This is a genomic window from Gordonia sp. AC31 (genome assembly GCF_031844505.1).
GTDB lineage: Bacteria > Actinomycetota > Actinomycetes > Mycobacteriales > Mycobacteriaceae > Gordonia > Gordonia hongkongensis.
The window spans coordinates 12,340-36,747 of the sequence record NZ_JAUZVK010000005.1 but is presented as its reverse complement, the minus strand read 5'-3'; the positions used below and the strand labels follow the sequence as shown (position 1 = coordinate 36,747).

The window sequence follows — 24,408 nt, the reverse complement described above, 5'->3', positions numbered from 1 at the left end:
GCGGTTAGACTCGGCCGATGACGTCAGCGGCGACCGGGCACCACGATGGTCGCGGCAAGCTGCGGGTGTTCCTCGGTTGTGCGCCCGGCGTCGGCAAGACCTACGAGATGCTCGCGCAGGCCAGAACCCTTGTCGACGAGGGTGTGGACGTCGTGATCGGGGTCGTCGAATCCCACGGTCGGGTCGCGACTGCCTCTCTCGCGGAAGGTGTGGAAGTCGTCCCGCGCACCAGGCGCCCCTACCGCGGGACACCGTTGGAGGACATGGATCTCGAGGCGGTGCTGGCTCGCCGGCCGCAGGTGGTGCTGGTCGACGAGCTCGCCCACACGAATGTCCCCGGGCTCCGAAACCGGAAGCGGTGGGAGGACATCGAAGAGTTGCTCGCCGCGGGGATCGACGTCTACTCGACGATCAACATCCAGCATCTGGAGAGTCTGAACGACGTCGTCGCCCAGATCACCGGAGTGGTGCAACGGGAGACCGTGCCCGACGACATCGTGCGCGGTGCCGACGAGATCGAACTCGTCGACATCGATCCGCAAGCGTTGCGCCAGCGCCTGTCCACGGGCAAGGTCTATCCGAACGGGCGGGTCGACGGTGCCCTGGCCAACTACTTCCGGCAGGGCAACCTCACCGCGCTGCGCGAGCTCGCGCTGTTGTGGCTCGCCGACCAGGTCGACGACAAGCTTGCGGATTATCGTGCGGCGCACTCCATCACCGAGACCTGGGAAGCGCGTGAACGGGTCGTGGTGGCCGTCACCGGTGGCGCCGAATCGCCGACCCTGCTCCGCCGCGCGAGCCGGATCGCATCGCGGTCGAGCGCCGAACTGCTGGCCGTCCATGTGGTCCGGGGCGACGGGCTGACCGGTGCGGGCGTGGACCTCGCCGCGCTCAAGAAACTCGCGACGGGATTCGGGGCGCGAATCCACACCGTCGTCGGCGACGACATCCCGGACACGCTGCTGGACTTCGCACGTGGCGTCAACGCCACCCAGCTCGTACTCGGCACCTCGCGCCGACCGCGATGGCAGCGGATCTTCGACGAAGGCGTCGGCGCCGCCGTGGTGAGCGAGAGCGGCCGCATCGACGTGCACATGGTGACCCACGACGAGACGACCCGGCGGTCCCGACTAGACATTCGGGACACCCGCTTCCATCGGCCGTTGAGCTGGGTCTTCGCGGTGCTGGTTCCGGCCGTCGTGACCGGGGTGCTCCAGCTGCTCGACCCGTGGCTCGGTTTCGCCAGCCAATCGGCGCTGTACTTCGTTGCGGTGCTGGCGGTGTCGATGCTCGGTGGCATCCTGCCGGCCGCGTTGTCGGCGGTCATCTCCGGCCTGCTGCTGAACTACTTCTTCACCGATCCCAGGTTCACGTTCACGATCAGCCAGCCCGACAATCTGATCACCATCCTGGTCATGCTGTTGATCGCGATCGCGGTTGCCGCGCTGGTGGATTCGGCGACCGTTCGACGTGCACAGGCGCAGGACGCCGCCCGCGAGGCCGAACTGCTCGCGCTGTTCTCCAGCGTCGTGCTCGGCGGCGCCGACGTCCCGGTGCTGCTGGATCGGTTCCGGGAGACCTACGATCAGTCGGCCGTGTCGGTGGTGCGGCGGACCTCGCGGGTCGGCCGGACGGTCGAGGCCGCGGTGGGCGACTCACCGCCGACGACGCCAGAGGACGCCGATACCGTCTGCGTCGTGCCGGGTGACGAGTTCGAACTGCTCCTGCGCGGGCCGAAGCTCGGGGCGCGGGATCGTCGCGTCCTGTCGGCCGTGGCCGGGCAGGCGGCGGGCGCCGTGCAGCGTCGCGCCCTCGAAGCCGAGGCGGCGACGGCCGACGCGCTCGCGCGCACCGACGAGCTACGGCGGGCCCTGCTGTCGGCGGTCGGACACGACCTGCGGACGCCGTTGGCCGCGGCGAAGGCGGCGGTGTCGAGCCTGCGCAGTGACGACGTCACCTTCAGCGACGAGGACACCGCGGAACTGCTGGCGACCGTCGACGAGTCGGTCGATCACCTCACCTCGCTGGTGGGGAACCTGCTGGACTCCTCGCGGCTCGCGGCAGGGGCGGTCCGGCCGCAGCGGCAGCGGACCTTCCTCCCCGAGGTCGTGCATCGCGCCGCGGTGACGGCGGGTCGACCCGACCGGCAACCGGGCCCGGTCTTCGATCTCGAACATGCCTGGGCGTATACCGATTTCGGACTGCTGGAGCGTGCGCTGGCGAACCTCATCGACAACGCGCGCCGACACGGCGGCGGGGAGGTCGAGATCACCGCCCGGTTGACCCCCGCCGACCCGCCGCGATGCGTGATCCGGGTCGTTGACCACGGAACCGGTCTCCCGATGGTGGATCGAGACCAGATCTTCGTACCCTTCCATCAGAATGGCGACACCAGCGGCGCGTCGTCGGGGGTGGGCCTGGGGCTGTCGGTGGCGCGGGGATTCGTCACGGCAATCGGGGGCGTGCTGAGCGTCGAGGACACGCCGGGCGGTGGCGCCACCATGGTCGTCGACCTGCCCGCGACCGACGAGGATACGCACGCCGAGACCGAAGGGCCGACTCGATGAGCGCCGAGAAGACGCGGGTCCTGGTCGTCGACGACGAACCGCAGTTGTTGCGAGCCTTACGGATCAACCTCAACGCGCGGGGCTTCGCGGTGACGACCGCGGCCACCGGGGCCGCGGCGCTGACGGCGGCCGCGCGGGAGAACCCGCACGTCGTGGTGCTCGATCTCGGCCTGCCCGACATCGACGGTCTGACGGTTCTCGAGGGACTGCGCGGATGGACGACGGTGCCCGTCATCGTCCTGTCGGCGCGCACCGACGCTGCCGACAAGGTCGTCGCGCTGGACTCGGGGGCCGACGACTACGTCACCAAACCCTTTGGCATGGAGGAGTTCCTGGCCCGGCTGCGAGCTGCGCTACGGCGCGGAGCCGTGTCGAACGCGACGTCGGAAGCACCGGTCGTGGACGCGGGTGCCTTCGTCGTGGATCTGGCCGCCAAACAGGTGGCGCGCGGGGAGGTTCCGGTCCACCTGACGCCGACCGAGTGGGGCATCCTGGAGATGCTGGTGCGTCACGAGGGAAAACTGGTGTCGCAGAGTGACATCCTGACCACGGTGTGGGGCCCGGGGTACCTGGGGCAGAGCAACTACCTGCGCGTCTACCTGGCGAGTCTTCGACGCAAACTCGAGGAGGACCCGGCGCACCCGCAGCACCTCCTGACCGAGGCCGGAATGGGCTACCGGTTCGTCCGCGGCGCACCGTGATCACGGCGTCGGAGATCCCGGTCGGTCTGTCGGAGCAGGCCGCGCTCGGTCCGCTGTGGGTGGACTGGCTGTCGCGTCTACCGGGCGCAGTCTCGGCGCTCCTGGACGAGTGGGGATTGCGTCGTGACGGCGACGAGTTGTGGCACGGGTTCGAGTCACTCGTCGTTCCCGTGCTCGACCGGCAGGGTGCGCGGGCGGTCCTCAAGGTGGCGTTCGACGGTGACGACGAAGGCGCGCAAGAGGCACTGGGACTGCAACATTGGCACGGTCGCGGAGCGGTACGCATGTTGCGCGCCGATCCGCGTCGTCGCGCGACCCTCCTCGAACGACTGACGCGGCGCGATCTGACCACCGTCGACGATGACGAAGCATGCCTGGTGGTCGCTGGTCTCTACGGCCGGTTGCACGTCCCCGCGCCGGGGCGTCTGGCGGTCCTCACCACCCACCTCGAGCGCTGGCTCGACAGCCTGGCCGGCATCCCGCGGGACGCGCCGGTACCGCGACGGTTCGTCGAGCAGGCGCTGTCCGTCGGCCGGGACTTCCTGGCCGACACGGCCACGGTGGGTGTCATCGTGCACGGCGACCTGCACCACGAGAACGTCCTCGCCGATGCCGACGGCCGATGGGTCGCCATCGACCCCAGCCCGATGTCGGGGGATGCGCACTACGAACTCGCCCCCATGCTGTGGAATCGCCTCGGCCCGCGCGTATCCGACGTTCGGTACGACATCCGCCGCCGCTTCTACACCATCACCGATGCGGCGGACCTCGATCCGGACCGGGCCCGCGACTGGGTCATCGTCCGGATGATCCTCAACGCGCACTGGGCGATCGAGGACGCCGACCGCGCGTCGCGCCCGCTCCGACCGGCCGACCGGGAGTGGATCACCACCTGCATCACCGTCGCGAAAGCGGTGATCGACTGATCCGTCGACCGTGCGCCGATTCTCGTTGACAGCGCGTCGAGGTCGAGGAGCCCTCCCTCCGCTGGTTGAGCCAGCACGTCTCGCTGGTTGAGCCGGCACCCCCCTCCGCTGGTTGAGGCGGCACCCCCCTCCGCTGGTTGAGGCGGCACCCCGCTCCGCTGGTTGAGGCGGCACCCCGCTCCGCTGGTTGAGGCGGCACCCCCCTCCGCTGGTTGAGCCGGCCCCCTCCGCTGGTTGAGCCGGCACCCCCTCCGCTGGTTGAGCCGGCAACGAGCCGCTAGGCGAGTCGCCGTGTCGAAACCACCTGGTGACCCGAGAAACTCAACTGCCGACAATCAGGCCGGCGTCATTCCGGACTGTCTCTGGATTTCGGCCTGCCGGCGTGACACGCCAGCTTGTCGGGCTACGCCTCCGCGACGACATCAACTCGACGTACGCATTTGCGGCGCTTTCGGGTTGGTCGAACAAGGGCCGAGGTCTTTACGGGTTTGTCTGGTTACCAGGTGGTTTCGACTCGGCGCCTCGCTCCGCTCGGGGCCGGCTCAACCAGCGAGCGGGGACACCCCTCAACCAGCGGGTAGGGGCATCCCTCAACCAAGGGGTAGGGGACACACTCTGACGAGACCGGTGAGTGGTTTCGGCACGGCGCCTCGCTCCGCTCGGGGCCGGCTCAACCAGCGGGTAGGGACACCCTCAACCAGCGGGTGGGGACACCCCTCAACCAGTGGGTGGGCCGGGCGGAGAGGTGAACAAGCTCCCGAGTCGGGGAACGTCGACCGTGAGCCCGGTGAGTCGGAGTCCCTCCCACGCGGTGACCTGATTCGCGGTCAGCACGGGTTTGCCGAACTTGGCTTCGAGGTCGACGACCCACATCGCGGTGTGTAACGCGGTGTCGGGGACCAGGATTGCCTGTGCCGATGTGGAATCGGCGGCCGACAGCATCTCGAACAATCCGTCGCCGTCGAACATCCCGGCCTCGGTCGCCGTCCCGATGTCGTTGGCGCGCAGGGCCACCACCTCGACACCCGCGTCGGCGAGAAACCCGGTGAAGCGACTCGCCAGTGGTTCCGGATAGGTGGCGGCGATCGCGACCTGTGACAGACCGAGATGCCGGCAGGCCGCGGCGAAGGCCAGTGACGTCGACGACGCCGGACGGCCGGACTTTCCGGCGACATCGGCGGCCTGGCGTCGGGCACCGTCGAAACCGTAGACGAAGCTGCCCGAGGTGCACGCCCACATCAGCGCCGATGGGTGGTGGGCCTGCGCTCGCCGCACGCCGTCGAAGAGGCGGTCCTGCTCGCCGACCGCAGTCATGGCCTGGACGGTGTGGTCGTCGGAGTCCACCTCGGTGATCACGACCGGCAATCGGACCTCGGAGTGGGGCTCGACAGCGCCGATCGCGGCCTCGATCAGTGCGAAGTCGTCCTCGGCCGCGTGGCCGGGGTAGAGCATCGCGACGGTGGTTGTCACGCCCACACCTCCAAGGTAGATTGTCAACAATCTACCAATCTTTCGAGGGGGCGCATGACGGACGCCACGCGGTGGCTCAGCGCCACGGAACTGGCCGAGGCCTACCGTACCGGCGAGCTGACGCCGGATTCGGTGGCGGCGGAACTGCTCGACGCCATCGATGACGTCGATCCGTCCATCAATGCGTTCTGCCTCATCGACCGCGAACGCACGTGCGCCGAGGCCCGGGAGTCCACTGAGCGATTCGCCGCCGGGACACCCCGTGGCCCGCTCGACGGCGTTCCGGTCTCGATCAAGGACCTGTTGCTGACCGCCGGATGGCCGACGTTGCGCGGCTCGCTGATGATCGAGCCCGATCAGATGGTGTGGGACATCGACGCTCCCGCGGTGGCACGTCTGCGTGAGGCTGGTGCGGTCCTGCTCGGAAAGGTCACCACACCGGAATTCGGATGGAAAGGCGTCACCGACAGTCCGCGCACGGGCGTCACCCGCAATCCGTGGGACACCTCGCGTACGTCGGGCGGGTCGAGCGGAGGCAGTGCCGCGGCGCTCGCGGCCGGCTTGGGTCCGCTGTCGGTCGGCACCGATGGTGGCGGTTCCATCCGGATACCGGCCGCCTACTGCGGCGTCGTCGGGTTCAAGCCGACACTCGGCCGGGTGCCCATGTATCCGCCGAGCCCGTTCGCGCCGGTGGCCCACGTCGGTCCGATGACGCGGACGGTGTCGGATTGCGCTGCGCTGCTGGATGTCCTGAGCGGGTTCGATCCCCGTGACTGGTCCGCACTGCCGTCGCCGACAACCAGTGCGGTCACCGCGGTCGCCGACGTTCGCGACCTCGCCGATCTGCGTGTCGGCTACAGCGCCGATCTCGGCTTCGGCACCAACGACCCAGGCGTACAGGCCAACACCGACCGGGTGGCGTCGGTACTGGAACAGCTCGGGGCGACCGTGGAGAAGGTCGATCTCGGATGGGAGGACCCGGCCTGGGCCTACCACGTCATCTGGTTCGCGGGTGCCGACGTCGTCGTCCGCGGGCTCGGACCGCACGCGGCCGAACACGTGGACCCGCTGCTGATCGACGCGGTGGAACGGCATTCCGGTTTCACTGCGACCGATTTCGTCAGCGCAACCGCGCTACGGATGGAGATGGGTACCCAGATGAGCCTGCTCCATGAGGAATTCGACGTCCTGCTGACGCCGTCGATGCCGACGGTGGCATTCGAGGCCGGTCGTATCGTCCCGGACGGGGCGGGGTCGCCCGACTGGACATCCTGGACTCCCTACAGCTACCCGTTCAATCTCACCGGTCAGCCGGCGATCACCGTGCCGAGTGGATTCGCCGATGGTCTGCCGACCGGCGCGCAGTTCGTCGGTGCTCGGCATCACGACGCGACGGTGTTGCGCGTCGCGGCAGCGTACGAGGCGGCCGCCGGCTTCACGATGTTGGGAGACCGCGCGTGACCGACGAACAGCGAACCGGCCCCGCGGCCCGACATGACCGGTTCATCACCGTGACATTGGAGAAGCGCGGGGTCACGGCGGTCGCCCGGATGCTCGATGCCGAGGCGCCTCGCACCGCAGCTGCGGTCTGGGACGCATTGCCGCTGGGCGGTCAGGTGTTTCACGGAAAGTTCGCCCGCAACGAGATCTACACTCTACTGCCGGCCTTCTCCGCGACCGAACCGGGCATGGAGAACACCACCATCACGCCCATCCCGGGCGACCTGTGTTACTTCACCTTCGACGGGGTGCTCGAGAACCCGGCGTATGGCTACGAGCTCGGCTCGGCCCCCGCCGAGCACCGGCTCCTCATCGACCTCGCAGTGTTCTACGGCCGCAACAATCTGCTGGTCAACGGTGACGTCGGATGGGTGCCGGGCAATGTGTTCGCCACGATCATCGAGGGTCTGGACGACTTCGCCGCAGCCTGCAATGACGTCTGGATGGGCGGCGCGCGCGGGGAAACACTGACTTACGCGCGCCATTCACGGTAAGAAAGAGGGAATGACGGTGACCATGAAGGTGGGGGCGAAGACGCCGGGTCCACAGGACCCGGGGACGAATCGAACCGTCGTCGACCAGGCGAAACAGGACAAATCGCCACGTCGGCGGGTGCTGTCGCCGCTGGTTCAGGAATCGACACCGGCGATCATCGCGCGTAAGTTGCACGATGCGATCGCAAACGGGGACTTCGCACCCGGCTCGCAGTTGACGGAGTCGGGGCTGGCGGCCGATCTGGGCGTCAGTCGTGGTCCGCTGCGCGAGGCCATGCAGCGCCTGACCGCGGAAGGACTGCTGGTCAGCCACCGTAACCGCGGCTTGTTCGTCGTCTCGATGGAAGAGGACGACATCCGGGACATGTACGTCGCCCGCACTGCGGTGGAACGCGCTGCTGTGCAACAGGTGATCGCGCACCGCGAGCGGGAGGCGGTGGAGGCACTGGGCGGCGCGGTCGACGCGATGCGCGTCTTCGTCGACGAGCCGAACGGTGCGGGGATGGCCGAGGCCGACATGGCCTTTCACCAGACCTTGGTGGAATATGCTGGAAGTCAACGACTTTCGCGGTTGCACGAGACGATCCTCGTGGAGACGCGAATGTGTCTGCGAGCCATGCGAGGGACGTACTCCTCGGGAAAGGACCGGATCGACGAACACCAGGCGTTGGTGGACGCCATTGCCGCGGGAGACGCCGCGGCGGCCGATGCTCTGATGATCGAGCACATGGCCGACGGGTTGCGTCGCCTGCTCGGGAACGGCGAGGACGCCGTGAACCTGCAGGTGGCGAGGGGCTGATCGCCCGCGGCCCCGGGTCCACCGATCGCAGCTACGAGATCGACCCTCAGCGGCCCCACGACTCAGGAAGCGCAGATGAGCGACACGACGACAGCAGACAGTTACGAGCAGCTCGCACCAGACCCGAACTCACCAGAGGGCAAGAGACTTCTCCGCAAGGCCATCGGCGCCTCGGCGATCGGCAACGCGACCGAGTGGTATGACTACGGCGTCTACGCCGCGGCCTCGGTCTACCTGACGCAGGCGTTTTTCCCGGGGGAGTTCGGAACCGTCGGCACCATGCTGGGTTTCGCGATCTCCTTCGTCTTGCGGCCCCTCGGCGGTATGGTTTGGGGACCGATCGGCGACCGCATCGGCCGCAAATCGGTTCTGGCGATGACGATCCTGCTCATCTCCGGCGCGACCGCACTGATCGGCCTGTTGCCGACGCATGCGTCGATCGGGTTCTGGGCGCCCGTCCTGCTCATCCTGCTCCGTGTCATCCAGGGTTTCTCGACCGGCGGCGAATACGGTGGTGCCGCAACGTTCATGGCCGAGTACGCGCCCGACAACAAGCGCGGAAAGTACGGCTCGTTCCTCGAATTCGGCACCCTGGCCGGTTTCTGCGGCGGCACACTCTTCGTCCTCCTGCTGCAATTGGCGTTGTCCGACAGCCAGATGGATCAGTGGGGATGGCGCATCCCGTTCCTGCTCGCGCTGCCGATGGGCCTGATCGGGCTGTACCTGCGGTCGCAGATGGAAGACACGCCGGTGTTCCAGGAACTCGAGCAGGACAACGAGATCAAGGGCTCGGCCTGGACCCGGTTCAAGGATCTGCTGGTCAACTACCGGCGTCCGATCATCACCATGTTCGGTCTGGTGATCGCGCTCAACGTGGCCAACTACACACTGCTGGCCTACCAGCCGACCTACCTGCAGAACACCATCGATCTGTCCGAGACCTCGGCCAGCGTCGTCAACCTCATCGGCCAGCTCGTGATGATGCTGCTGATCCCGTTCTTCGGATGGTGGTCGGACTCGACCGGCCGCAAACCCATGTGGTGGGGTTCGCTGATCGGCCTGTTCGTCCTCGCGCTGCCGCTCTACTGGCTGATGGGGCAGGGATTCGCCTGGGCCATCGTGGCATTCGTCATCCTGGGTGTGCTGTACATCCCCCAGCTGGCGACCATCTCGGCCACCTTCCCGGCGATGTTCCCGACCCAGGTCCGCTATGCCGGTTTCGCGATCTCCTACAACGTCGCGACCGCGGCATTCGGCGGAACCGCGCCGCTGGTCAACGATGCGGTGGTCGAGAGCACCGACTGGAACCTGTTCCCCGCGGTCTACATGATGGGTGCCTGCGCCATCGGCATGGTCGCCCTTTGCTTCCTCAAGGAGACCGCCGGTGCCTCGCTGCGCGGTACCGAGATCCCCAGTCTCGAGAACGATTTCACGGCGCTGCAGAAGCAGAAGGTGAACTAGGGGCCCAGCAGCCGCATCGCGGCGAGGGCGTAGGCTCTCGCCGCGATGACCAGGTCGGCGATGGCCACCGACTCGTCCGGTTGGTGGGCGTCGGTGTTGATGTTGCCCGGACCGAGAACGATCGACGGGACACCGAGGTCGCGGCTGACGAAGCCACCGTCGCAGGCGGCAGTCCAGCCGCCGACCGAGGTGTCCGCCCCGGCATCGGTGACCGCACCGACCGCTGTGGTGACGAGCGGGTGCGTGGCTTCCGTCGCGAAACCGGGCATCTCCATGGTCACCCGGACGTCGACGCTGATGCCGTCGGTGTCGATTCCTCTGTCGCTGATCGCTCTTCGCAGATCGTCGGCGATCCGGTGCGGGTCCTCATCGGGCATCAGGCGCCGGTCGATGCCGAGCGAACAACCCGGTGCCACCACCGAGATGCCCTGTCCGCCTGTGATGGTGCCGACATTCCAGGTGCCGTGACCGAGCAGGTCGTCGGCCGTCTCGGCCAGCCGTCCACCGTCGGCGCGGATGATGTCGACGACGGCGGCCGCGGCGTCGATGGCGCTGCGACCATCGGTGGGACGTCCGGAATGAGCCGCGCGTCCGGTCACCTCGATCTCGATGTACGACGCGCCCCGGCAGCCCCGGACCACCTGCATGTCGGTGGGTTCGGCCACCACGCAACCGAGGAACTCGTGGTCGGCGGGACGGCCCACGAAGTCCCGCACGCCGGTTCCGTGTTCCTCCTCGTCGACCGTGCACACCAGGCGGACCGGTCCGGAGAGTTCGATGCCGGCCTCGCCGGCCCGGCAGAGGGCGCTCATCGCCGCGACGACGGCGGCGAGTCCGCCCTTCATGTCGGTGGCACCGCGGCCGTAGATCCGGCCGTCGCGGATACGGACCGTGTACGGATCGGCCGACCAATTCGGGCCCGCCGGGACCACATCCGAATGTCCGAGGAACATCAGCCCTGGTGCTGTCCCGGCGCGCACGGTGGCGACGAGATTGGGTCGCCCCGGGGACACTTCGTGCGTCGTGACGTCGAAACCGAGCGTGCGGCAGGCATTCTCGAGGACCGCGACTGCGGCCGACTCGGTGCCGCCGGGGTTCTCGCTGGGCGCCTCGACCAGGGCCGAGGTGAGCGAGGTGATGGCGGCCTCGTCGATGAAGCCGAGCACTGCGGACTCGGCTGCGGTCAGGTCTGGTTCACCACTCACCCGACCATCTTCTCAAGACTGGCCGTGAGACGCCGGACACCCTCGTCGATCCGCTCCGGGGTGCTCGATGCGAAGCAGAGGCGCATCGAGTTCCGGAAGCGTCCGCCCGGCGACAGCGCGGGGCCGGGGATGAACGCCACACCGTCGGCGAGCGCGATCTCGAAGAGCTCCCGGGTGTCGATCTCGGCGAATTCCTCGCGCAACGTGACCCACAGGAAGAACCCGCCCTCGGGGTTCGTGGTCACCACGCGATCGCCCAGATGACGCGCGATGGCGTCGAGCATGGCGTTCTTGCGCTCTCGGTACAGCACCCGGATCCCGGCGAGGTGGTCCTCGAGACCGCCGCGGGCGATGTACTCGGCGACGATGTGCTGATTGGGCACGTTGGTGCACGTGTCCATCGCCTGCTTGCCGTTGATCAACAGCTGGCGCAGCGACGGATCCGCATCGACCCAGCCGACCCGCCAGCCCGGGGCGAGGATCTTGGAGAAGGTGCGCACGGAGAAGATCAGCGGATCGCCGGGGCTCAGGGTCTGGAAGGTCGGGATGTCGGTGCCGGCGAACCGCAACAGCCCGTACGGATCGTCGTCGATGACGACCGAACCCCAGGTGTGCGCCAGCCGTAGCAGTTCGCGGCGTCGTTCCTCGGACATGGTGACGCCGGACGGATTCTGGAACGTGGGGATGGTGTAGATCGCCTTGGGCGTCTGACGGGTGCGCGCGACGAGCGCCTCCAGCTGGTCGACCTGCATACCGTCGTCGTCGACGGGGACCTCGAGCAGCTGCGCGCCATACGACAGCGCGGTGGCGCTGCCGTTGGTGTACGTGGGGGACTCCACGACGACCAGATCGCCGGGGTCGACGAACAGCTTGCAGGCGAGGTCGAGTCCCTGCATCCCACCAGTGGTGATGACCAGCCGATCCAGGGTGGACGGGTCGGGAGTCGTGGCGAGATAGTCGACGAGGAGTTGCAGCAGCCGTGGTTCGCCCTCGGTGGCCCCGTAGGTGAACGACGAGTTGTCCAGGATCTCACCGGCGATCTGACGGAACTCGTCGGCCGGCACCGCCTCGTCCGCCGGGGAGCCCATCGCGAAGCGCACGATGTCGTGCGACTGAGCGGCCAGCAGCGAGGTCGACGAATCGATCATCGAACCGACCAGGTCCTTGGCACGGCCCGCCAACGGTAGTGTTGGTGCCGAATGCCGGGTCTGATAGGCGGTTTCGGTTGTGGTCACTTTCTTCACCTCGTCTCTCTGTGGCTACTTCTGGATCAGTTCGCGGGGGAAGTCGGTGAAGGTCTCGACGCCGGTCGGGCTGACGCGAACCGACTCGGACAGCTCGAAACCATAGTTGTCCATCCACATTCCGCAGACGATGTGAAACGTCATGTTGGTCTCGAGCACCGACTCGTCCTCACTGCGGATGCTGATGGTGCGCTCGCCCCAGTCGGGCGGATACCCGATGCCGATCGAGTAGCCCAGCCGCGAGGGCTTCTCGAGGCCGTACTTCGCGAGCGTCCAGTTCCACGTGGACGCGAGTTCGCGCGTGGCCACGCCCGGTTTGATGGCCTCGAGCACATTGTCCAGTCCCTCGGCGGTGGCCTTGGCGACGTAGTCGAGGTCCTTGCTCGGGGTGCCGAGCGACACGGTTCGGGCGAGCGGGCAGTGATAGCGGTTGTGTGCACCGGTCAATTCGATGACGACTGCCTCGTTCTCGACGAAAGTGCCCTGGTGCCAGGTGAGGTGCGGGGTGTCGGCCGCCGCGCCGGTGGGCATCATCGGGACGATCGCCGGATAGTCACCGCCGTACTCCGGGGTGCCGGTGATCTGCGCTTGCGAGATGGCCGCGGCCGCATCGCATTGCCGGACACCGATGTCGATGGTGTCGATGGCGGCGCGCATCGCCTTCGAGCACACCATTCCGGCCTGGCGCATCAGCTGCACCTCGGCGTCGGATTTGACCGAGCGCACCCAGTTGACGAGCTCGAAGCTGTCGACGAGCTTCCACTCCGGGATCGCGTTGAACAGAGCGCGGTAGGCCTTGGGGGAGAAGAAGTGTGAGTCCATCTCCAGACCCACCGACCCGGTGTTGGACGCCGGTGCGATGAGGTGTCGCTGGCGCAGTGACCAGGCGACCCAGTCGAACGGGTGCAGGTGCGGACGGTGCACATAGCTCTCCGGATAGCCGACGATCTGATCGGCCGGCAACCACGTCGTCCGGTGTGCGCCATGCGCATCCATCTCGCGAGCGTAGAAGACCATCTCGCCGTCGATCGGCACGAACAGCATCTGCGGGGTGTAGAACGACCAGGCGTTGTAGCCGATCAGGTAGAAGATGTTGGCCGGATCGGTGACGATGATCGCCGACAGACCCTGACGGTCCATGAGCTCACGGACACGGGTCAGGCGCTGCTCGTACTCGCTGTCGGTGAACAGCTGAGCACCCAGGTACATGGTTTTCTCGCTCCTGCCTGTCTGAACCCAGACCGGTTCCGGAAATGTTGTCAGCGAAGGGGAATCGGCGTGGCCGTGTACTTCATGTCGAGAAACTCCTCGATGCCCACGCGTCCACCTTCGCGTCCGAGTCCCGATTCCTTGACCCCGCCGAACGGGGCCGCCGGATTGGACACGGCGCCGGTGTTGACCCCGACCATACCGGTTTCCAGCGCGGCCGACAGTCTGGCGCAACGGTCGACGTCCTGGCTGAACAGATAGCCGACCAGCCCCCACGGTGTGTCGTTGGCCAGCGCGATGACCTCGTCGTCGGCCGCGGGATCGTCCGGTTCGTCGGCATTGCCGAACGGGACGATCGCGGCCACCGGCCCGAAGATCTCGGTGCGCATGAGATCCGCGTCGAGTCCGACGCCGGTCAAGACGGTCGGTGGATAGAAAAAGCCTGGGCCCTCCGGGTTCTCACCTCCACAGACCACCGTTGCACCCTTGGCCACGGCGTCGGAGACCAGCGTCGAGACCTTCTCGACGGCCGCGCGTTCGACGAGCGGGCCGACCTGGACGTCTTCGGCCGCACCGTCGCCGACCCGCAGCCCGGCCATCTTCGCGGCGAAAGCGGCGGTGAACTCGTCGATCACGCTGCGGTGCACGAAGACCCGGTTGGCGGCGGTGCAGGCCTGACCGATGTTGCGCATCTTGGCGAACATCAGACCGTCGACGGCTCGTGGGATGTCGGCGTCGGCGCACACGATGAACGGCGCGTTGCCGCCCAGCTCCATCGATGTGCGCATGACCGTGCCTGCCGCCTGTCGCAGCAACAGTTTCCCGACCTCGGTCGACCCGGTGAAGCTGATCTTGCGGGCGAGGCCGCTCTCCATCCACTCGGTGACGACCGTCGACGGGTCGCTGGTGGTCACGACGTTCAGCACACCCGGTGGGAGGCCCGCCTCGACGAGGATGTCGGCCAGCAGCAGAGTGGTGAGCGGGGTGAGTTCGGCGGGTTTGATGACCATGGTGCATCCCGCCGCGATCGCCGGCCCGATCTTGCGGGTTCCCATGGCCAACGGAAAATTCCACGGCGTGATCAGGATGCACGGGCCCACGGGTTGCCTGGTCACCACGATCCGATGCGATCCGTCGCCGGTGGTGGTGGAATCGCCGCCGATGCGGACGGCCTCCTCGGCGAACCATCGGAAGAACTCGGCGCCGTAGGCGACCTCGCCCTTGGCCTCGGCGAGAGGCTTACCCATCTCGGCGGTCATCACCGCGGCGATCTCGTCGACCCGGTCCATGATGAGCCGATGTGCGCGATAGAGGATCTCGCTGCGGCTGCGCGGTGAGGTGGCCGCCCACCCGGCCTGATGCGCGGCCGCGGTCTCGAGCGCCTGCCTGGCGTCGACGGCGTCGGCGTCGGCGACGCGGGCGAGCACGTCGCCCGTGGCCGGATTCACGACGTCGAAGCGCTTGCCGGAAGCAGCGGGAGTCCATGTGCCACCGATGAACAGGTCGGTGTGGACGCGGGACACGGCTTCGGGAGCGTTGTGCGGGGTCACGGGGGCGGGGGCCGTCATGGTCGTACTCCTCGGATGTCGGTGGCTGTATCGGGGGACGTGGCGAGCAGCTCGGCGAGATGGACTCCGCGTGGCCGCCCGTGGGAGAGGGCGTCGTCGACGGTCGCGAGGTGTTCGACGGCCATTGCGCAGCTGAAACCGTCGGTGACGACGGGCCGATGCGGGTCGTCGCGCAGTGCAGGCGCCAGGCCGTTCTCGGCGACGGCCATGCTGACCTCGTAGTGCCCCTTCTCGAAACCGAAGTTGCCGGCGACACCGCAACAACCGTCTGCGGTGTGCACGGTGACCCCGAGGGCCTCGAGAGCGGCGACGCCGACCCGCGCGCCGAAGACCGCGTACTCGTGGCAGTGGGTCTGCAGCGTCACCTCGTCGGGCAGGGCCGGTGGTCGCCAGCCCGCATCGAGCAGGGCGGGGAGGTGGGCGGCGAAACTCCGCACGCGTGCGGCCACGCGCCGCGCGGCCTCGGTCGGGATGAGTTCGGGAAGATCCTTCGCCAGCGCCGCTGCACAACTGGGTTCGACAACCACGATCGGCCTGTCCGTGCCGTCGTCGAGGTCGGCGACGGTGCGGCGCAGCACCTTTCGGGCGCGGCCCAGCTGCCCCGTCGAGATCCACGTGAGGCCGCAACAGTTGTCGGACGCACAGCCGACGGGATCGGACGCACGGTCGACGGAGTGGGCAGCGCGGAGGACCTCGGCCACGGCGGTGGCCACATGCGGGCGGAATGCTCGGGTGAAGGAGTCGACGAACAACACGACCGAGGAACTCTCGTCGACGGGGGCGAGAGGTCCGAGGTGGGTGCGCCGGGCCCGATGCGACGCGAACGCGGGCATGGTGCGTCGGGGATCGAGGCCGCCGGCGCGTGCGGCGAGACCGCTGAGCCGGGACCTCAGTGCGCGGTTGAGAACCGGTGCCGCGAGCCCCGCCGCCGACAACCACGCGGGCATCCACCCGAGGGAGTAGTGCGACAGCGGCCGGAGCCGCCGCCGATAGTGGTGGTCCAGGAACTCCGATTTGTAGGTGGCCATGTCGACCCCGGTCGGGCAGTCGGTGGAACACGCCTTGCACGACAGGCACAGTTCCAGGGCCTCGGCGACATCGGTGGACCGCCACCCGTCGTCGACGGTGGGAGCGGTGCGGACCATGTCCTGCAGCACGCGGGCTCGACCGCGAGTGGAGTCCTTCTCGTCGCGGGTGGCCTTGTAGCTCGGGCACATCACCCCGCCGGCATCCGCACGACACCGTCCGACACCGATGCACCCCTGCACCGCGTGGACGAACGGGTCGATGAGTGGGAGCTCCGCGGGATCCGGTCCGGCGGTGTCATGTCCGAGGGTGAAGCTGGTGGGCCAGCTGCGACGCGGCACGTCGGCGAGGGCGAGGTCGGTGGTGATGGGTGGCGGGTCGACGATGCTGCCCGGGTTGAGGATTCCGTGTGGATCCCAGATCGCCTTGAACCGGGCGAACGCCGACATCATCGCCGGGCTGTACATGATCGGCAGGAGTTCCGACCGGGCACGTCCGTCGCCGTGCTCGCCGGACAGCGAACCTCCGTGCCGCACCACGAGTTCCGCGGCCTCGGTGCAGAAGCGCGCCATCACCGTGCGTCCCTCGGCGGACCGGAGGTCGAAGGTGATGCGGACGTGCATGCAGCCGGCGCCGAAGTGTCCGTACATGACACCGGTGAGACCGTGGTGGTCGAGCAGGCCGGCGAAGTCGTCGAGGTAGTCGGCGAGCCGCTCGGGCGCGACGGCTGCGTCTTCCCAGCCCGGCCAGGATTCGTAACCGTCACCGATGCTCTCGTCGTCGGGATCGGCCAGTCGTGACGAGAGACCCGCGCCGTCCTCGCGGACACGCCAGAGCGCCTTGCGGTGGACGGGGTCGTCGACCACCGCGGCGCCGATCATCCGCCCCTGCGCACGCAGGTGGTCCAGGAGCCGCTTGGCGGTGGCCGGCACATCGGATTCGGATTGTGCGGCGGCGCTGTGCTCGTCGAGGTCGACGAACAGCCAGGCCGATCCCGCGGGCAGGCCCGCGACGGACTCGCGGCCACGCCGTGCCGCCATCGTGGCGACGATCTTGCGGTCGATGCCCTCGATGGCCGACGGCGCGAACGGCAGGATCGCCGGTACGTCCCGAGCGGCGTCGGCGGGGGAGCGGTAGCCGATGCTCAGCAGGAGCTGCGATGTCGCGACCGGCACCAGCGCGACGCTCGCCGACACGACGATCGCGCAGGTTCCCTCACTGCCGACGAGGGCGCGTGCCACGTCGAAACCGTTCTCCGGCAGCAACTTGGCAAGGTGGTAGCCGGAGACCTGCCGCGGAATGGTCTCGAGCTGAGTCCGCAGGATGGCCAGGTTCGCAGCGGTCAGCTCCCGCAGCGATCCGGTGATCTCGGCTGCCCGCGTCACCGCCGCACCGTCGGCGGGATCGGTGGCCCGCAGTCCATCGCGGGTTGCGGTGAGCAGCAACCCCTCCGCCGTCACGAGATGCAATTCGACGATGTGATCGCTCGTGCGACCGTGGCGGACCGAGTGATTGCCGCAGGCGTCGTTGCCGATCGCGCCGCCGAGGGTCGCACGCGACGCCGACGACGGATCCGGCGCGAACGTGAGCGTGCCGTCGGTCGCGGCCCGTGCCTCGGCGGCGAGGGAGGTCAACACGATCCCCGCACCCGCGACCGCGGTCGCGGATTCGGCGTCGACGGACAGGACCCGATCCAGATGCCGGGACAGGTCGATCACCACTCCGGGGCCGATCGCATTGCCGCCCATCGAGGTGCCGCCACCGCGAGGGACGACGGGTACCCGGTGTTCGTGACACCATCCGACCACCGTCGCGACCTCCCGGGCGGTGCGCGGGAAGGTGACGGCCAGCGGTGGAACCCGGTAATTGGAAGCGTCGTAGGAGTATTCGGCGAGGCGACGCGTCGAGGAGTCTGCGTCGACGCCGAGTCTGGTGAGTTCGGCCGCGATGTCCACCGGAACCGGGCTAACCGAGCGCGGTGGCGAGTGCGGCCGCGAACCGGGCGACACCGAGGTCGATCTCCTCGGCCGTGACCACCAGAGCGGGGATGAGACGCACGACGTTGGCCGAAGGCCCGCAGGTGAGGGACAGCAGCCCCTGGGCCGTGGTGGCCTGCTGGACGGCGAGCGCCGCCGCCGCGTCGGGCGCGGTGTTCCCGGCGGCATCCGTGGTGACGAACTCGATCCCGGCCATCAGTCCCAGGCCGCGCACGTCCCCGACCCCGGGGAACGCCGCACACACCTCTCGCAGGCCGGCGAGCAGCTGCTCACCGCGCACGCGTGCGTTCTCGACGAGACCCTCGGACTCGATCACGTCGAGGGTCGCGATCGCGGCGGCGGCCGCGACGGCGTTCCCGCCGTACGTGCCGCCCTGCGACCCCGGCCACGCCTTGCTCATCAAAGCCGTCGGCGCCGCGATCGCCGAGATCGGGAAGCCGGATGCCAGACCCTTGGCGGTGATGAGGATGTCGGGGATCAGTCCGTCGGCGTGCTGGTGACCCCAGAACCTGCCGGTGCGACCGAATCCCGCCTGCACCTCGTCGAGGACGAGGAGGATGCCGTGGCGGTCGGCTCGTTCCCGCAGACCCTGGAGGAACCGCGGTGGGGTGGGCAGGTATCCGCCGTCGCCGAGGACGGGTTCGATGAGGAACGCGGCGGTGTCGTTGGGTGCGACGCGCGACTGGAGCAGATAGTCGAGTTCGCGAAGCGCGAAGTCGACGGCGGTGTCGGTGTCCCAGCCGTATCGGTAGGCGTAGGGGAACGGCGCCATGTGCACGCCGCTCATCAGGGGCGAGAAGCCCGCCGAGAAGCGGGTCCCCGCGGTTGTCAGGCTGGCGGCCGCGACCGTCCGGCCGTGGAATCCGCCCTGGAAGACGATGATGTTGGGTTTCGCGGTGGCCATCCGTGCGAGGCGGATGGCGGCCTCGACGGCTTCGGAACCGGAGTTGGCGTAGAAGACGGAGTCGAGTCCGGCGGGCAGTACCGCCCCGAGACGAGCGGTGAGCTCCAGGAGCGGCGTGTGCATGACGGTGGTGTATTGCGCGTGGATGACCTTGGCGCACTGCGCCTGTGCGGCAGCGACGACGTGCGGGTGGCAGTGTCCGGTGCTGGTCACGCCGATACCGGTCGTGAAGTCGAGGTAGTCGCGACCGTCGGTACCCCGGATCCACGAACCCGCCGCGGTGTCGACGACGACGGGCGTCGCCTGCTTCAGCGCCGGGCTCAGCGACGCGGTCTGGCTGTTGCGGATCGGGGAGTCAACGCTGGCGGTCATGCGTACACGGTGACGCCCGATCGTACGATTGTCAACAATTGGACATCAGCGCTGGCCGTCGAGTGTGTCGAGTGCGGCGCTGAGGTCCTGGAGTGCGTGCAACGCCTGTTCCCATCGGACGGGGTCGAGGACTGTCGCCAGTCGGTCGGCTGCCTCGCGGTGCCCGGGGTCGATGGCCCGCACGGCCGCGAGACCCGCCGCCGTGGGGGCGACGAGCTTGGCCCGCCGGTGGGCCGGATTGTCCCGGTATTCGGCCAGTCCGTCGGCGACGAGCAGGTCGGCGGTGCGCTGGACGCTCTGCCGCGTGATCCCCATCGCCCGCGCGACACCCGCGACCGGCAACGGTTCGTCGAGGACCGCGCCGAGTACCTGCCAGCGCGTGGCGGTCAGGGCGGCGGGTTCGGCGAGACGTTCGGCGAGCGCGAGGAACTGGCCGTTGAGGCGGAAGGCGGTCAGTGCCGAGGCCGACAGCAGATCTTGGTGGTCGCTCACTGCTCGCCGGCCAGGGCGTAGAAGCCGCTGGGGTCCTGGTGGCCGTAGAGCTGGTACCAGGCGTCGAGAACCGGCGGAGAGTAGATGCCGAGCAGTGCGAAGACCTCGCGTGCGAAATCGACGGGTGCGATGGCCGCGGCGGTGATGACTCCGCGATCGGTGACGGCAGGGGCGTCGACGTAGTGTGCGGCTCCGTCATAACCCGTAGGTGTCAGCTGCTCGGGCGCGTTGCTGGTGTGGCGTCGGTCGTCGAGCAGCCCCGCGCGCGCGAGGCCCACTGTGGCTCCGCAGATCCCGGCGACCGGAGTTCCGGCATCCGCCCAGCGCCTGGCGGCGTCGACGAAGGCGTCGTTGGACTCCCAGATCTGGGCGCCGGGCAGGACCAGCATCGCGCTGTCCTCGGGCCGGACGTCGTCGAGTGTGGTGTCGGGCACCATCGTGACCCCGCCGATGGTACGGACCGGCTCCCGCGAGGCGCCGACGGTCACGATGCGGAACGACCCCGGCTCGGCCTGGTACTCGGGATTGTTGACACCCGATGCCACGTAGCCGAACTCCCAGTCCGCGAGGGTCGGGTACAGGGCGAGATGGACGGTTTTCATGATGCCTCCTCGAAACGACGATGACAGCATCCTGTCATTAAGACAAGATGCTGTCAATTGCCCGCCTCGGCTCAGCTCCGCAGACGCTGTCGTCGTGGCGGTCGTCCGGCGAGGGCCGGCGCGGTCTCCCGGATGACCATCAGGCAGCAGAGGCTGATCGCCATCAGTGCTGCCGCGTAGATCCCTACGGGGATCACACTGCCGGTGGCACTGACGATCCGGTTCGCGATCATCGGGGCCAGGCCGCCGCCCAGCACCGCGCCGACCTGGAAGCCGATCCCGATGCCGCTGTAGCGCTGCGTGATCGGGAACAGCTCCGCGAAGGTCGTGAGCATCGGACCGTAGACGAAGCCGGTGAGCGCGAACCCGATCGAGATGACCGTGATGCAGGCCGCCAGGGACCCGGACGCGGTGACCCAGAACAGGATCGGCGCGAACAGCAGTGACGTGATCATCCCGAATCCGATCACCGGTTTGCGGCCGAATCGGTCGGACAGGTGACTGCCGAGCACGACGGTCGCGGCGTGACAGGCGAGCGCCAGCGTACTGCCCAGGACCACCGGCGACCGCTCGAAGCCGCGTCCCGGATCGGTCTCGGTCAGGAAGGACAGCATGAACGTGAACAACAGGAAGGCGTAACAGTTCTGACCGACGTTGATCCCGGCGGCCAGGGCGACACGACGCCAGTTCTGCCGGAGAACCGCGAAGGCCGGCGGCGAGTTCTCCTCTGCCCGCTTGGACTCGACGAAGTCCGGTGTCTCGCTGACCCGGGACCGCGTCCACACCCCGATCGCCAGTACGACGCCGCCGATGAGGAACGGGATGCGCCAGCCCCACGCCAGGACCTGCTCCATGGGCATCAGCAGCACGAGCGCGAACGACAGATTGGCCAGGATGCCGCCGACCGGCGAACCGAGGGTGACGAAACACCCGTACAGACCACGCCGGTGCGCCGGGGCGTGTTCGGCGGCGAGCAGGGCCGCGCCGCCGATCTCACCGCCTCGTGAGATGCCGTGCACCATGCGGAGGAAGATCAGGATGATCGGCGCCACGATCCCGATGGCCTGGTAGTCGGGGAGGACGCCCATCGCCAGGGTCGACCCGCCCATGAGGAGGAAGGCCGCGGTCAGCGCCTTGCGCCGACCGAATCTGTCCCCGAAATGTCCGAAGATCAGGGCTCCGATCGGCGCCATCACGAAACCGACCGCGAAGGTCGCGAATCCGAGGAAGGTGCCGAACCAGGGATCGTCGACGTTGAAGAAGATCTTGTTGAAGACCAGTGCCGTCGCGGTGCCGTAGATCGCGAAGTCGTAGAACTCCATGATCGTGCCGACGCCGGACGCGACGGCGACGCGCGTGGTGCGCTCCCGCCGGGGCGCGGCGGCACTCGGTGCCGACGGGTCGGGTGGTGCAGAGTTGTCGAGAGTTACCACGGATCACTCCTCATCGGTGGTCGAACGGGCCGTGGAGGCCGGCGTTCGTTGGCTGTACTCGTGGATGAATCGATTGTGTCGGACCCGCGGCTCGCGGGGAATCGGGAAAAGCTTTACCGCGCCGAATTATTGGACGCGACCGGGCGTGCTTGACCGCGCCGCCGGGGACTCCGGTGGCGGGACGTGGGCGTGTCCGGTCGGGTCAGTCGGCCTTGCTGAACTCCTCGTGGCGGGCGAGGCGTCCGACGGCGTCGAGCACTCGCGCGAAGTCGGCGATCCGCTGTGCCCGGTAGTCGGCGACGGTCGCCGGGTCGAACTCGTAAAAGCCTGCGCCGTCGGATATCCCACGGCGGCCGGACGTCATGTTCGTCTCGACCAGCGCTGCTGGTGCGAACCTCTCGCCGAGCTCTCGACGCAGGTAGTTCGACGCGTGGAAGAGGGTGTCGCAGCCGCCCCAGTCGATGAACTCGAGCAACCCGAGAACCGCGAAGCGCGAACCGAATCCGATGCGGACAGCGGTGTCGATGTCCGCGGCGCTCGCCACCCCCTCGGCCACCATGCGCGCGGCCTCGTTCATCACCAACGCCTGGAGCCGGGGGACGATGTACCCGGGCGAGGGGGCGCACACCACGGGGACCTTCCCGACCGCGACCAGCAGGTCGCGGGTGGCGTCGACGGCCGCGGGACTCGTCGCCGTGCCGGGCGCCACCTCGACGAGCGGCATGAGATCGGCCGGGTTGAGCCAGTGCGCGTTGAGGAATCGCGCCGGCGCCGCCAGCGAGCCGGCGAGTTCGTCGACGAGGAAACTCGACGTGGTCGACGCGATGGGGACGGTGTCGCCGACCATGGCCTCGATCCAGGTGAGCGTGTCACGCTTGACCTCCGCGACCTCGGGCACGGCTTCGAAGACGAGATCCGCCCCGGCCATCGGGGCGAGGGCGTCGACCTCTCCGACGACCGTCACCAGTGTCGCGACGTCCTCGAGGTCCTCGACCGCCAGCAGGCCGAGCGTGACCTTGTGCGCGAGTGCTTGCCGAACCGATGCGCGGACCCCGTCGAGATAGGCCGCTGCGCCAGCGCCGCGGTCGCGGAGGTCGACGACCGTCACCGCGACATTCCCGAAGGCCAGCGCCGCGGCGATGCCCTGGCCCATCCGGCCGGCGCCGACAACGGCGATGTGGCGGCCCGTCACTGCGCCGGCCCGTCGTGGAGGTATGTCCGCATGCCGGACGGGTCGAGGTCGGCCAGCCCCAGGTTCGCCAAGGTGCGCCCGCGGGTCGCGGCCGGGCGGCCGGTGACCGCCCCGGCGAGGGCGAGCAGGCCGTCGGCCACCGGAGACGGCACGTCCGCCCACGTCGCCACGGAACTCAGCAGCGCGAGGCCGATCTCGACGTCCTCGGTCATGTAGCGGTGGGTCCGCAGGTCGATGTTCTCGCGCCAGTCGCCGCTGTCGGTGAGCTTCTCGTGGGCGGCGTTGCCGTACATCCACTCGTCGCCGTCGGCGGTGTAGTGGTCGGCGAGCGGGAAGTGCGGCGCACCGTAGCCGAGTGCCTCCCGGACCGCGATGCGCTCGGCGTCGAGCGCGGAGGTGACCCGCCGGATGGAGTCCTGGGTACCCTCGTTGTGGATGTCCCATGACGGAAAGTGTTCCAGTGGACCGGCATTCATCAGGATGAGCGGCGGGTGGATGATGGGCCCGGCGTTCATCAGCGCGCCGCTGAGGGCGTCCTCGACGCGCTCGACAGCGGGGTAGACCTCGCCGAGAACCGCGAGCGCCCGGTCGGTGTGCCGTGCCGGGAAGACCCCCGTGGGCAGGCGCGTGGCGTATCCGCTGACCACGACGCGGGTGTCACCGTGTTTGCGCGCGAGGTAGGGCAGGGTGCCGGTCTCGGCGAACGCGACGTCGGCGGGGTTGCCCGCCGCGCGCGCGGCTTGCGCGAACACGATCGACCCGAAGCTGCCCGGCGGCAGGTAGACGATCTGACCGTCGCGCAGGTGCGGCGCGAGTTGCCGGGCGAGCGATTCGTGGGCGAAGGCGGGCACCGGCGCGACGACGACCTCGGCGTTGGACACCGCCTCGGCGAGATCGGCGACGATCGAGATGCCACCGCCGGTTCCACCGCCCGTGTCGCCGTCGCCGGCGTCGCCGAGGTGCAGACCGTCGACACCGATCTGCCGCCGGCCGAGGTGATCGTCGATGTCGAGCGTCCCGCGCTCGACCAGCGACGAGAACGCCGCGGAGTCCCGTCGCCACCAGGTGACATGGTGGTCCTTCTCGCTGAGTTCCGCCGCAGCCGCGTAAGAGCCGTGACCTCCGCCGATGACGCAGACCTTCACTGATCGTCCTCCTCGTTTCCGGACCGCCCGTGCGGCCACTGGGTGTTGGGAGGAAACGTAGGAGCGCTGCCGCGGGCTGTCCCGGCGACTGCCGATACCGA

Annotated in this window: 19 protein-coding genes; 7 read left to right on the top strand and 12 right to left on the bottom strand. The window is 68.5% G+C overall.

Annotation, left to right across the window (positions count from 1 at the left end; all coding sequences use genetic code 11):
• Positions 1-17 precede the first annotated feature (17 nt).
• The 3 genes from Q9R39_RS07745 to Q9R39_RS07735 are packed head-to-tail and all read left to right on the top strand — an operon-like array spanning position 18 to position 4,194.
• Positions 18-2,567, top strand: a complete 2,550-nt coding sequence (locus tag Q9R39_RS07745; protein ID WP_311277284.1) for a sensor histidine kinase KdpD — start codon at positions 18-20, stop codon at positions 2,565-2,567.
• The gene (locus tag Q9R39_RS07740) at positions 2,564-3,268 is read left to right on the top strand and encodes a response regulator (protein WP_311277283.1); all 705 of its coding nucleotides are present in this window, start codon (positions 2,564-2,566) and stop codon (positions 3,266-3,268) included. Before Q9R39_RS07745 ends, Q9R39_RS07740 begins: the two co-directional genes overlap by 4 nt.
• On the top strand, positions 3,265-4,194 hold the full coding sequence (locus tag Q9R39_RS07735; protein WP_311277282.1) for an aminoglycoside phosphotransferase family protein: 930 nt from the start codon (positions 3,265-3,267) through the stop codon (positions 4,192-4,194). Before Q9R39_RS07740 ends, Q9R39_RS07735 begins: the two co-directional genes overlap by 4 nt.
• 717 nt (positions 4,195-4,911) lie before the next feature.
• Here the strand turns inward: Q9R39_RS07735 and Q9R39_RS07730 are convergent.
• Positions 4,912-5,664 carry a maleate cis-trans isomerase gene (locus Q9R39_RS07730; protein WP_311277281.1) on the bottom strand — a complete coding sequence of 251 codons (753 nt, stop codon included), beginning with the start codon at positions 5,662-5,664 and terminating at the stop codon, positions 4,912-4,914.
• A 54-nt stretch (positions 5,665-5,718) separates the two neighbouring features.
• Here Q9R39_RS07730 and Q9R39_RS07725 point away from each other — a divergent pair, with 54 nt between their 5' ends.
• The 4 genes from Q9R39_RS07725 to Q9R39_RS07710 all read left to right on the top strand — a co-directional run bounded on the left by Q9R39_RS07725 (position 5,719) and on the right by Q9R39_RS07710 (position 9,918).
• Positions 5,719-7,125, top strand: a complete 1,407-nt coding sequence (locus Q9R39_RS07725) for an amidase (RefSeq protein ID WP_211539609.1) — start codon at positions 5,719-5,721, stop codon at positions 7,123-7,125.
• The gene (locus Q9R39_RS07720; RefSeq protein WP_165629617.1) at positions 7,122-7,658 is read left to right on the top strand and encodes a DUF3830 family protein; all 537 of its coding nucleotides are present in this window, start codon (positions 7,122-7,124) and stop codon (positions 7,656-7,658) included. Before Q9R39_RS07725 ends, Q9R39_RS07720 begins: the two co-directional genes overlap by 4 nt.
• Before the next feature lie 10 nt (positions 7,659-7,668).
• Positions 7,669-8,457, top strand: a complete 789-nt coding sequence (locus Q9R39_RS07715) for a GntR family transcriptional regulator (RefSeq protein WP_058249837.1) — start codon at positions 7,669-7,671, stop codon at positions 8,455-8,457.
• A gap of 75 nt (positions 8,458-8,532) precedes the next feature.
• Positions 8,533-9,918, top strand: a complete 1,386-nt coding sequence (locus tag Q9R39_RS07710; protein WP_058249838.1) for an MFS transporter — start codon at positions 8,533-8,535, stop codon at positions 9,916-9,918.
• Here the strand turns inward: Q9R39_RS07710 and Q9R39_RS07705 are convergent.
• The 11 genes from Q9R39_RS07705 to Q9R39_RS07655 all read right to left on the bottom strand — a co-directional run bounded on the left by Q9R39_RS07705 (position 9,915) and on the right by Q9R39_RS07655 (position 24,307).
• On the bottom strand, positions 9,915-11,123 hold the full coding sequence (locus Q9R39_RS07705; RefSeq protein WP_311277280.1) for a M20 family metallopeptidase: 1,209 nt from the start codon (positions 11,121-11,123) through the stop codon (positions 9,915-9,917). The genes Q9R39_RS07710 and Q9R39_RS07705 overlap by 4 nt on opposite strands.
• Positions 11,120-12,358, bottom strand: coding sequence for a PLP-dependent aminotransferase family protein (locus Q9R39_RS07700; protein ID WP_014928069.1), 1,239 nt, complete (start codon positions 12,356-12,358; stop codon positions 11,120-11,122). Before Q9R39_RS07700 ends, Q9R39_RS07705 begins: the two co-directional genes overlap by 4 nt.
• Before the next feature lie 24 nt (positions 12,359-12,382).
• Complete coding sequence (locus Q9R39_RS07695) at positions 12,383-13,576, bottom strand: M24 family metallopeptidase (protein ID WP_010840779.1); 1,194 nt, start codon at positions 13,574-13,576, stop codon at positions 12,383-12,385.
• A gap of 50 nt (positions 13,577-13,626) precedes the next feature.
• Positions 13,627-15,144: an NAD-dependent succinate-semialdehyde dehydrogenase gene (locus tag Q9R39_RS07690; protein ID WP_311277279.1), complete on the bottom strand. Its 1,518-nt coding sequence runs from the start codon at positions 15,142-15,144 to the stop codon at positions 13,627-13,629.
• Entirely contained in the window at positions 15,141-18,125 is a 2,985-nt protein-coding gene (locus Q9R39_RS07685; protein WP_311277278.1) for an FAD-binding and (Fe-S)-binding domain-containing protein, read from the bottom strand. Before Q9R39_RS07685 ends, Q9R39_RS07690 begins: the two co-directional genes overlap by 4 nt.
• A 10-nt stretch (positions 18,126-18,135) precedes the next feature.
• Entirely contained in the window at positions 18,136-19,443 is a 1,308-nt protein-coding gene (locus Q9R39_RS07680) for an aminotransferase class III-fold pyridoxal phosphate-dependent enzyme (RefSeq protein WP_311277277.1), read from the bottom strand.
• Positions 19,444-19,488: 45 nt separating this feature from the next.
• Positions 19,489-19,935 carry a MarR family winged helix-turn-helix transcriptional regulator gene (locus Q9R39_RS07675; protein WP_010840775.1) on the bottom strand — a complete coding sequence of 149 codons (447 nt, stop codon included), beginning with the start codon at positions 19,933-19,935 and terminating at the stop codon, positions 19,489-19,491.
• Positions 19,932-20,537 carry a DJ-1/PfpI family protein gene (locus Q9R39_RS07670; protein ID WP_311277276.1) on the bottom strand — a complete coding sequence of 202 codons (606 nt, stop codon included), beginning with the start codon at positions 20,535-20,537 and terminating at the stop codon, positions 19,932-19,934. The genes Q9R39_RS07675 and Q9R39_RS07670 overlap by 4 nt, the downstream gene beginning before the upstream one ends.
• Positions 20,538-20,608: 71 nt before the next feature.
• Positions 20,609-21,970, bottom strand: a complete 1,362-nt coding sequence (locus Q9R39_RS07665; RefSeq protein ID WP_311277275.1) for an MFS transporter — start codon at positions 21,968-21,970, stop codon at positions 20,609-20,611.
• 202 nt (positions 21,971-22,172) lie between these two features.
• Positions 22,173-23,162 (bottom strand): 3-hydroxybutyryl-CoA dehydrogenase, encoded by a 990-nt coding sequence (locus Q9R39_RS07660; RefSeq protein ID WP_058249847.1) that lies wholly within the window; start codon positions 23,160-23,162, stop codon positions 22,173-22,175.
• Entirely contained in the window at positions 23,159-24,307 is a 1,149-nt protein-coding gene (locus Q9R39_RS07655) for an NAD/NADP-dependent octopine/nopaline dehydrogenase family protein (protein ID WP_058249848.1), read from the bottom strand. Before Q9R39_RS07655 ends, Q9R39_RS07660 begins: the two co-directional genes overlap by 4 nt.
• Positions 24,308-24,408 lie beyond the last annotated feature (101 nt).